Source organism: Streptomyces sp. NPDC111744, assembly GCF_055634995.1.
The window spans coordinates 1-9,812 of sequence record NZ_JBVKCG010000061.1 but is presented as its reverse complement, the minus strand read 5'-3'; the positions used below and the strand labels follow the sequence as shown (position 1 = coordinate 9,812).

The 9,812-nt window shown below is 69.4% G+C and carries 9 protein-coding genes; 5 read left to right on the top strand and 4 right to left on the bottom strand.

The features are described 5' to 3' along the window. Positions 1 to 186 precede the first annotated feature (186 nt). The 5 genes from ACZ7OO_RS43825 to ACZ7OO_RS43805 all read left to right on the top strand — a co-directional run bounded on the left by ACZ7OO_RS43825 (position 187) and on the right by ACZ7OO_RS43805 (position 4,928). Positions 187 to 978 carry an MBL fold metallo-hydrolase gene (locus ACZ7OO_RS43825; RefSeq protein WP_471512978.1) on the top strand — a complete coding sequence of 264 codons (792 nt, stop codon included), beginning with the start codon at positions 187 to 189 and terminating at the stop codon, positions 976 to 978. A 365-nt stretch (positions 979 to 1,343) separates the two neighbouring features. Continuing rightward, positions 1,344 to 1,850, top strand: coding sequence for a nuclear transport factor 2 family protein (locus tag ACZ7OO_RS43820; RefSeq protein ID WP_471512977.1), 507 nt, complete (start codon positions 1,344 to 1,346; stop codon positions 1,848 to 1,850). A gap of 351 nt (positions 1,851 to 2,201) precedes the next feature. Next, positions 2,202 to 3,686 carry an MFS transporter gene (locus tag ACZ7OO_RS43815; RefSeq protein ID WP_471512976.1) on the top strand — a complete coding sequence of 495 codons (1,485 nt, stop codon included), beginning with the start codon at positions 2,202 to 2,204 and terminating at the stop codon, positions 3,684 to 3,686. 41 nt (positions 3,687 to 3,727) lie between these two features. Next, positions 3,728 to 4,048, top strand: coding sequence for a YbhB/YbcL family Raf kinase inhibitor-like protein (locus tag ACZ7OO_RS43810; RefSeq protein ID WP_471512975.1), 321 nt, complete (start codon positions 3,728 to 3,730; stop codon positions 4,046 to 4,048). Positions 4,049 to 4,493: 445 nt separating this feature from the next. After that, a complete protein-coding gene (locus ACZ7OO_RS43805; protein ID WP_471512974.1) occupies positions 4,494 to 4,928 on the top strand; it encodes a VOC family protein in 435 nt (144 codons plus the stop codon). A gap of 135 nt (positions 4,929 to 5,063) precedes the next feature. Here the strand turns inward: ACZ7OO_RS43805 and ACZ7OO_RS43800 are convergent, their stop codons facing one another. From ACZ7OO_RS43800 to ACZ7OO_RS43785, 4 genes are all read right to left on the bottom strand, one after another. Beyond that, positions 5,064 to 6,455 (bottom strand): transposase, encoded by a 1,392-nt coding sequence (locus ACZ7OO_RS43800; protein ID WP_471512973.1) that lies wholly within the window; start codon positions 6,453 to 6,455, stop codon positions 5,064 to 5,066. Between the two features lie 531 nt (positions 6,456 to 6,986). After that, positions 6,987 to 7,571, bottom strand: a complete 585-nt coding sequence (locus ACZ7OO_RS43795; RefSeq protein WP_471512972.1) for a TetR/AcrR family transcriptional regulator — start codon at positions 7,569 to 7,571, stop codon at positions 6,987 to 6,989. A gap of 156 nt (positions 7,572 to 7,727) precedes the next feature. Continuing rightward, entirely contained in the window at positions 7,728 to 8,555 is an 828-nt protein-coding gene (locus ACZ7OO_RS43790) for an NAD(P)-dependent oxidoreductase (protein ID WP_471512971.1), read from the bottom strand. A gap of 121 nt (positions 8,556 to 8,676) precedes the next feature. Beyond that, positions 8,677 to 9,657: an aldo/keto reductase gene (locus ACZ7OO_RS43785; RefSeq protein WP_471512970.1), complete on the bottom strand. Its 981-nt coding sequence runs from the start codon at positions 9,655 to 9,657 to the stop codon at positions 8,677 to 8,679. Positions 9,658 to 9,812: the final 155 nt, after the last annotated feature.

Below are 9,812 nucleotides of genomic sequence, written 5' to 3'. Positions count from 1 at the left end.
GACCGACCAACCACGGGACGAAGTGTTCGTGCTCCGGCGCCACCGCACGTGGCACCTAGGCGCGGCGTCACGGCGCAGACCCGGCGATGCCACGGCACCCGGGCGGGCGCCCGTCCGGGGTGCCGCCAGGCATGTGCCGTCTCCGGATCCACCGGACCCCAGCCCCCAACGATCCCAGGAGGCACCATGAGAATTGGCGAGATCGAGATCGATCCGGTACGTGACGGCACCCTGGCCCACAGCCCGGCTTTCACCTATCCGGATATCGACCAATCGGCCTGGGCGGACATCCCGGGTTTCATCAACGCCGACGGCGAAATGGAGCTTCCCTACGGCGGGTACCTGCTCCGCGGTCCCGGCGGCCGGGTCGTCCTGTACGACACGGGTGCGGGCCCCCGGTTCCCGGACGTGCCCGGCCTCGACCACCGCATCCCCCTGCAGGGGCGGCTGCTGGACTCCTTGCGGAAACTCGGTGCGGACCCGGACGACATCACCGATGTGGTCTACTCCCATCTGCATCCCGACCACATCGGCTGGGCCTCCGTGGACGGCGTTCCCACCTTTCCCCACGCGCGCCACCACATCCACGCGCAGGACTGGGAGCACTTCGTCGACGGCGGAGGCAGCGACATATCCAGCGTGTGCAGCCGGACCCTGCTGAAGCCCCTGGGCGACGCAGTCCTCCTCTGGGACTCGGCACTCACCTGGATCACCCCCTGGCTCCGATTGACGCATGCACCCGGCCACACCCCGGGAAGCACCGTGGGTGTCGTCGAATCCAACGGCGAGATCGCGGCAATGGTCGGGGACCTTTTTCACACCCCAGTCGAGATCACCCGGCCCGGCATGCACCTGCATATCGACGTCGAGCCCGCCACGGCCGCCCGCCAACGTGCCGAATGGCTGGACACGTTGGGGAGCAACCACGCGGTGATGTTCGCACCGCATTTCCCCGACATGGCACCAGTCCGGTTCTAGCGGGCTGGTCCAGCGCGGTGGTCGGGAAGAGGGGCATCGACCGGCGGCAACGCCGCGAGGCTGCCGCCGCGCACCGCGACGCCGCGGAGGCCGCCCGGACACGCCTGCGAACGCCACGGCGGCTCCCGCCGGGACCCTGGGCCGGTCCAGCCCCGACGTATTCTTCCCCGCTCCGCACCAGCAGGCGGCCGTCCTGTCCGGCGCGGTGGCTACGGCCGCGAAGCCGCACATACGTCACGAGTGCGGGACACGACGGCAGGTGACCGCCGGCGACTCCGGCCGACCGGACTCCGTGGATGCCCGACCCGAAGCCGCCGCCCCGCCCGGCGAAGGCGACCAGAAGAACAGGAAGGCAGGACAGCACCATGCACGACCACGCCGTTTCCGAACATCTCCCAGCCGTGCCGGCGCCCGCGGACGGCGACCGGCCCGGCGGTCACAGTGGCCCCGGGGACACCACCGAGGCCACCCGGAGCGCTGTCGGCAGGCTGCTTGCGGCGCGTGACGCGAACGACACCGCGGCGGTCGCGGCCCTGCTGGCCGAACAGGTGGTGTTCCAGCCGCCCGCCTCCGAGCAAGCCGACCCGGTCGTCGGACGGGAGGCCGTCGCGGGCTGGTTGACCAACGGGCACGCGAGCCGTTTCGTCCGTGTCGAGACGGTCCGCCGCACCGTCCACCAGGTCATCGTCGACGGCGATACCGCGGCCGTGCTGCAGGGCATGCGAGCGGAGACCCACGCCGGACTCGACTACGTCAACGAGTACGTCTTCGTGTACCGAGTACGCGACGGGTTCGTCGACCGAATCCACTCCCACGCCGACACTCTGACCGCGGCGCGCGTGGGCATCCTCCCTTTCGAGGCGCACCAGTAGAACTTGTCGGCCGCCCTGCACATAGCTCGGTTGCCCGGCGATGTGTCGTGGGGCACGTTTCGCCGCGTGCGACCGGAGCCGGGGTGGTGCCCGGCAGGTGCACGGGGCAGCGAGGCGCCCGGCAGGCGGGCAGGAGCGGCGGACGAAACGGCGGCGTCCCACGCCACTCGGCACCACCGAGCCTCGTAAGGCGCCCTGTCGGTGATCGGGCTCGGACGGACATGAAGGGCACCGTACGAGCGGCCGCCTGGCAGCTCCCCGTGGCACCTGCCAGGCGCCCGTCACAATCCGACGCCGGGCGGCCGCCTGCCGCACACGCAGGTCCGCAACCGTTTTCACAGGAGTTCTCTCATGGCACGCCCACTGCACTCCCCGAACAAGCCGGGCCAGGACGGCGTCCGGCCACCGGCGAACCCCACGGGCCTACGAAGCCGCGCGCTGGCGCCCGTGCTGATAGGCGTGGGCGCCGCCACCGCCATCGTCTCCAGTCTCGGAGCACCGCTCATCCCGACCATCGCACGCAGCGATGGCGTCCCGCTGTCCACCGCGGAGTGGGTGCTCACCGCCGCGCTGCTCACCGGCGCGGTGGCCACCCCCGTCATGGGCCGCCTGGCCGACGGTGCGCGGCAGCGCGACCTCATGCTGGTGACCCTGCTCGCGGTCACGGCCGGCTCGGTGGTGGCGGCGCTGTCGACATCGTTCGTGGTCCTGGTGGTGGGACGCGGACTCCAGGGCGTGGGCCTCGGATTGCTTCCGGTTACCACGGCCGTCGCGCGGACCCACCTGGCCGGCGAGAAAAGCAGCCGTGCCATCGCAGCCCTCTCGATCAGTGCCCTGGTCGGGGTTGGGCTGGGCTATCCCGTCACCAGTGTCATCGGCGAAGCCTTCGACTACCGGGCCGCCTTCTGGTTCGGGGCACTCGTCACCGCCGCCTCCGTGGCGGCCGTTGCCGTCGTCGTACCCGCCCGCACCCGGGCCTCGGCGCGCAGCTTCGACCTGCCCGGCATGTTCCTGCTCAGCCTGGCGATCGGCGGCCTCCTGGTGGTGCTCAGCGAAGGCGGGGCGTGGGGCTGGTCGTCGTTGCGGACGTCGGCCGTCGCGGTCGGCGGCCTCGTCCTGCTGGCCGCCTGGATACGTCATGAACTGCGCACCTCCGAACCGCTGGTGGACCTGCGCCAGGTCACGAACCGCTCGGTGCTGACAGCGGACGTATCGGTGTTCGTTATCTCCGCGGCGCTGTACCTCTTCATCCCCGTCGTCGTGGAATTCGTCCAGATTCCCGCCGCCGGTGGCTCCGGCATCGGGGCCTCCGCGGTGGCCTCAGGCCTTCTGCTGACGCCGTTGTCGGCCGGCTCCTTCGTCGCCAGCACGGTGAAACCCGCGCTCACTCGCCGGTATGGCGAGCGACCGATGATTCCCCTGGGCGCCATGCTCTTCGCCGCGTCCGCTCTGTACTTCGCCTTGGACCACGACGCGCTCTGGCACGCGTTCGTCTGCGTCTCTGTCTGCGGGATCGGTACGGGGTTCACCTATGGCGCCATGCCCGGCTTCATCGTCCGTGCCGTGCCGGCCCGCGAGACCGGCAGCGCGATCGGCTTCTACCAGGTCCTCCAGCGCACCGGCCAGTCCCTCGGCAGCGCGCTGTCCGCAGCCGTGCTTGCCGGATTCACCCGCTCCGGGGCCGCCTCCCCGGCCACCGAAGGCTTCGTGCTGGCCCTGTTGATCGCGGCCGCGCTGTGCGTGCTGGGCGCGACGACTGCCTGGGTGCTGCCGGGCCGCGGCCGCACGGCGCCTCACCCTCGTGGCCTCGACCTGCCGGCCCGCACCGAGCCGTGATGTGGCGGTGCTCAGGTCGGCTGGGGAGCCAGGGCCGCGACGTGGCTTCCGACGGGAAGACCCTGGGCGTCGCCCAGCGCAGTGGCTTGTTCGGTGGCCCGGGCCAGGACCGCTCCCCGCACCTGGCGTGGGACGGCCATCCGGCCGGCACCCGGAGCTTCGCGGTGACCTGCTACGACCCGGACGCGTTGACGGTCAGCGGATTCTGGCACTGGGCGGCGTACGACATCCCCACGTCGGTGAACGAACTGCCGGCCGGTGCGGGCGACACAGGGGGAGAGAAGATGCCTGCCGGTGCCCAAATGCTGGTCAACGACGCCGGTCGGCACGGCTTCTTCGGCGCCGCGCCTCCCGCCGGGTGAGGACGCCCACTGCTACATGTTCGTCGTACACGCCCTGGACGTCCCACGCTCGACGTCGGCACGAAGGCCACACCCGCCTGGCTCGGCTTCCGGCTCGTGGCCCACGCCCTGGCGCGGGCCACGCTCACACCCGTCTACGCGGAATCCGCCTGAAGGGAAACCGGTATGTTTCTCGGGCGGCCGGGGCAGTCACCACCGTCGGCGAGCGTGTTCTGGTGAATGCCGGTACGATCCCCTATCGGAGGCAGTTCTGGTCTTGCGGAGCATGGAAAGAAGTCCGCAATACCGCCTGGAGCCGGCGTATTGCGCCGTGCTGGCCGAGCTTTGCCAAACGGGCTGCCCCGAGGGAAGAGCGAGCGCATAAACGTACTCTCTTGACCCTAAACTCTCCGCAACCAGGGCCTTGTCGCTGTTCGCAATCATCGTGGACCAGGGAAGACAAGCTATGGACATGAAACTCGAAGTCGTGGTGCTGCCGGTCGCCGACGTTGATCGATCTATTGACTTCTACAATAAGGCGGGATTCCGTCAGGACATTACCTACGCCGATGACGACGGCTATCGGGTGGTGCAGTTCACCCCTCCGGGATCGAGTGCTTCCATCATCTTCGGCAAGGGGATCGACACGACGGCCGACCCGGTGAAGAACATCCACCTGATTGTCTCCGACGTCGAGGAGGCACGCGCCGAACTCGTCTCGCGAGGAGTCGAAGTGTCGGAGATCTTCCACGACCCGGGCGGCATCTTCCACCACGCCGACGCCAGCCGTCTGGCGGCCGGCCCTCAGCCCGAGCGCAAGACGTACGGCTCGTACGCGTCGTTCAACGATCCGGACAGCAACAACTGGGTCCTGCAGGAGGTAAAGGAGAGGTGGTTCTGAGGGGTGTCATGCACACGCGGTTCAATGCGGCACGTTCATCGGGAAATCCGCCGCGAGATACGTCGCCTTCCCACGTCACCGCACCTGGACGGCTGAAGTGACGCCCGCGCGTCGCCGCTGAGACACCGGGCACAGTCACCGGGGCGGAGACGGTTCAGCCCGGATCCACCGGCTCGCTTCATGGGTGATTGTCTTCCGTGATCGGGGCGGGCTGTTTGGTTGCGGACATGGAGCGATCGCTGGTGTGCGCAGCTTTTCCACTTGTGCGTCGGTATCGGGCCCTTGCGGGCGGGTCGGACAGATACGGTCAGGTGGCCTGGGGCGGGGTGTGCACGGTGCTGAAGATGGCTTCGAAGGCGTCCTGCCAGGGCCGGCGTTCGCCTGGAAATTGCCCGAGGGAGCGTGCGCGAACGGGCCGTTCTTCAGCTCGGAGATCACTTGTTCCACGATGGCGCGCCGCCGGTGATCACGCTCCGCGTCCGACAGTGGCAGTGTGGAGTCGGTCAACGCGGCGTGGTAGCGCCAGGCGGTGAACAGCTCGCCTTGTCCCCCGGGCACCGCTGCGGGGTTCAGCCGCTTGACGCGGCGCACGATCAGACGTGCGGTGACCTGCTGTTTCTTCGGCTTGGACGTGAAGTCGGTGTATTCGGTCTCGGCGATCTCGACGTCCGATATCCAGCGTTCCTCCTCGCTGTCCCACACCGCCTTGGGGTACTTGATCGGCTTCCAGGCGGTCTCGTCGATGGCGGCGACGGCCCGCTTGATGGAGGCGTTCATCCGCACGGTGACGGAGAAGCGGGCGCCGAGCGCGCGGCAGGCGGCGATCACCTCGGCTGGGTAGTAGGCCGACTCCGCCCGCACGGTCAGCATCCCCGAAGCTCCGGACGCACGGGCGGTTCGGATCGCTTCGGCGACGAACGCGCCCGCGCCGCGCACCCAGTTCACGCTTCCGTTGCGCAGTCTGGTGGCGGCGATCACCGGGGCCGCCAGCGGGGTGGACAGCGTCGCGATCAGCGCGTTCAGGTCCTTGACCTTGTTGTATCCGTAACCGACGCCCTGCTTGGCATAGCCGTGGACCGGCTTGATGGTGTCGTCCAGGTCGAGGTAGGCGATCTGGTCCGCACCGGGCAGCAGCGGGGTGTGGGCGGCCAGTCGGGGCAGGAAGGGGGGGCGACGGCGTGCAGTTGCTTGACGTGTCCGTGGGTGAAGGACCGCAGGAAGCTGCCGAGGGTCGACGGGGCGCGCACCCCGGTGAACAGGCGCCGCATCGCTCCGTGCCGCAGCCGGGCCATGTCGTCGATGCTGTCCGCGCCCGCGGCCATGCCCGCGATCAGCGCCATCGTCTTCGCGGCGGGGAACGAGCCGGTGCCGTCCGTCGAGGCCGGCAGCCGTACCAGCTCGCCGGTCAGCTCCGGGTAGTCCGCACCGCTCGGCCAGACGCACCAGCGGCTCCAACCCGCCGTACGCAATCAGATTCGGATCATCGAACCGCGCGGAGACCCTCGCTGCGGCATGGGAAGATTGCATCCCCCTGTCCGATCGGGCGCTGGAATCGCTGGAGCCGGTTCTCACCGGCTGGACGGGCGTGGCGGACGTCGGTTCGACGGGGAGGAGCACCCGCCCGCCCCGGACGCGCGTCGCTGGTCGATCACGAATCTCAGTCCGGTGACGGCCGCCGCGTTCGCCGCCGCGCTGGAACTCGTCGAGCGGCACACGGTCGCGGCGATCGAGGAGGCGATCGCCGCGCGGATCACCGAACTGACGGGCGTGGTGGAAAGACCCGGCGGCCTCGTTCTGTCCCCCGGCGATCCGGCGCGGCGAGCGGGGATCCTGTCCTTCACCACCACGATCCGTCCGTCGTCGCGAAGGCGTTGCAGGCTGAGGGTGTCACCCCGACGGTGCGCAGCGACTCGCTCACACTCTCCCCTCACGCCTCCACACCACCGCAGACAGCCGCACCTGTCGCCGCCGCCCTGTCACCACTGGGGAATCGCCACTGACACCCCCTGCCCGCCCGGGTCACGCAGCGCGTGGACCGCAGGAGCCGTTCACGGGGCGTCAGTTGGCCAGGATCCCGTGCAGAAGCAGGTCGATGAGGCGCGTGGCCAGGTTGCGCTGGTCCTCGTTGGCGGCCATGAGGCTGATCCCGCCGAGGGCCATCAGCACGTCCTGGGCCTCGACTTCCGGCCGCGCCATCGCCGGGTCGCTGCCGCGGTTGAGCAGGTACTCGATGGCGTCGGCGAGCAGGGCCCGGGTGTGCAGCTTCTCGCTGTCGTCGGTCAGCACGACGCGCAGGGCGTCGGCCATCCCCTCCTTGGCGGACATGAAGTCCATGAACCGCTCCATCCATGTCCGCAGCGCGTCCACCGGGGGCTGCGTGGCCGCGAGGTGCGGCGCCGCCTCGCACAGGCGCTGCACCTCGTGTCGGTAGATGGCCGCGATCAGCAGTTCCTTGGACGGGAACCGCCGGTAGAGCGTACCGACGCCGACACCGGCCGCCCGGGCGATGTCCCTGACCGAGGCCCCCACACCCTCGCGGGCGAAGGCGGCCGCTGCCGCCTCCAGCAGCTTGTCCTCGTTGCGCTGCGCGTCGGCGCGCAGCGGCCTGCGGGATCGCGCCGTGTCCCCGCCGTTTTCGGTCAATGCAGACCCCTTTCGCGTGACTGCTCGCAACCGCAGTCAGCTACGAGAAAAATTCGGAACCGGTTCCGGATATTTCACCATGGTAGTCAGCTGCCTTCCTCGGCCGAGCACCGTCCCCCACCCGCCGTGCGCCAGGCGGCGGCTCGCGCACGGGGGTCAGATCTCGTGGTAGTCGGTGAGGAACTGCGTGGCGAGAGCGGTGACGGGCAGGACGATCTTGCGGCTGTGAGCCTCCGTCAGGGCGAGGAGCAGGTTCTGGTGACCGAGCTCCGCCAGGTCGGAGTGCCGGCCCATCTCGAGGAGCGCGTCACGGTTGGTGCTCATGAAGCTGGCACCGGTGCCCGCGTTGACGACCTCGAGCACCGCCTCCTCGGTCAGGCCCGCCGCCTGGGCCAGCGCCAGCCCCTCCGCGATCGCGACGCCGTTGATGCCGGTGAGCATGTTGTCGATGAGTTTCGCGATCTGGGCGGATCCCGGCTCCCCCACCCGGATCGTGCCCGATCCCAGGGTCTTCAGCACAGGGGCGCATCGTGCCACAGCGGATTCGGCACCGGCGACGATGAACGACAGTGTGCCCTCCATTGCGGCCCTGATGGACCCGGTCACAGGGGCGTCCAGCACCGCGATGTCCTTCTCGGCCAGGTGCCTGGCCGCTGAGGCGACGGCCGCGGGAGAGACGGTGCTGTGGATCAGCACCACTGATCCGGGCTTGAGATGGGCGCTGATCCCGCCGCCAGGTTCGCCGAAGAGCACGGCGTCGACCTGCTCCTCCGTGCGGACGATGATCTCCACGACATTCGCTGTGCCGGCGAGTTCCGCGGGCGACTGCGCCACCGTGGCGCCGGAGGCCCGCAGTGGCTCGGTGGCTTCGGGCCGGGCATCGAAGACCGTGACCGGGTAGCCGGCCGCGAGGAGGTTCTCGGCCATCGGTCGGCCCATCGCGCCGAGTCCGACGAATCCGATGCGCAGGTCGTCTTCGGGCATCTTGCTCACCTTTTCCAAAGAGGAGATCGTTGCGTGTGCCTCGTCGGGGTGCCGGGCACCCCGACGGCCTCGGGCGAACGCGCTGCGAGGAGTACGCGGGCAGGCGTCTGAGCCTTGCCGGTCAGGAGATCCCGACGACCGGGTGCGGGACGTAAGGTGCCTCGAGTTCTGCCACTTCCTCGTCGGTCAGGTTGACGTCCAGCGCCGCCAGCGCGTCATCGAGGTGGCCCGGCTTGCCGGCACCCACGATCGGGGCCGAGATCACCGGGTTGCGCAGCACCCACGCGAGCGCGACCTGGGCGCGGGAGACACCCCGGGCGGCGGCGATCGACGCGACCTTCTCCACGACGGCCTTGTCGGCGGCCTCGGTGGCGTCGTACAGGCGGTTGCCAATGAGGTCGGCGGAGGAGCGGTCGGTCACGGTGTCCCAGTCGCGGGTGAGGCGGCCCCGGGCGAGCGGGCTCCACGGGATGACGCCGATGCCCTGGTCGGCGCAGAGGGGCAGCATCTCGCGCTCTTCCTCGCGGTTCAGCAGGTTGTAGTGGTCCTGCATGGACACGAAGCGCGCCCACCCGTTCGTCTTCTGCAGGTGTAGAGTCTTGCTGAACTCCCAGGCGTGCATGGAGGAGGCGCCGATGTAGCGGACCTTGCCGGACTTCACCACGTCGTGCAGGGCCTCCAGGGTCTCCTCCATCGGCACCTCGTGGTCCAGGCGGTGGATCTGGTAGAGATCGATGTAGTCGGTTCCGAGCCGGGTGAGGCTGGCGTCGACCTCGGTGAAGATCGCCTTGCGGGACAGTCCGCTGCGGTTCGGCCCCGGGCGCATCGCACCGCGGACCTTGGTCGCGATGACGACCTCGTCACGGCGGGCGAAGTCCCTGACGGCGCGCCCGAGGATCTCCTCGCTGGAGCCGTCGGAGTAGACGTTGGCGGAGTCAAAGAAGTTGATGCCCGCGTCGATCGCCTGCTTGAGAATCGACCGGCTCTCGTCCTCGGGCATGCTCCACGACGGGTAGCCGCGCTCCGGCTCGCCGAAGGTCATACATCCCAGGCAGATGGCGGAAACGTCCAGGCCGGTCCGGCCGAGCTTCACGTATTTCATGGTGACGTCACTCTCCGCATGTCCCCGGCGATGGGAATGCCGCCGGTCTCACTGTTCTGATGCCGCGTCACCGCTGACTGGGACACGGTCGTTGTGTCACGCCTCCCCCGGTCCGGGACCGGACCGGGAGGCGCTCGTCCCGTGGTTGGTCGGTG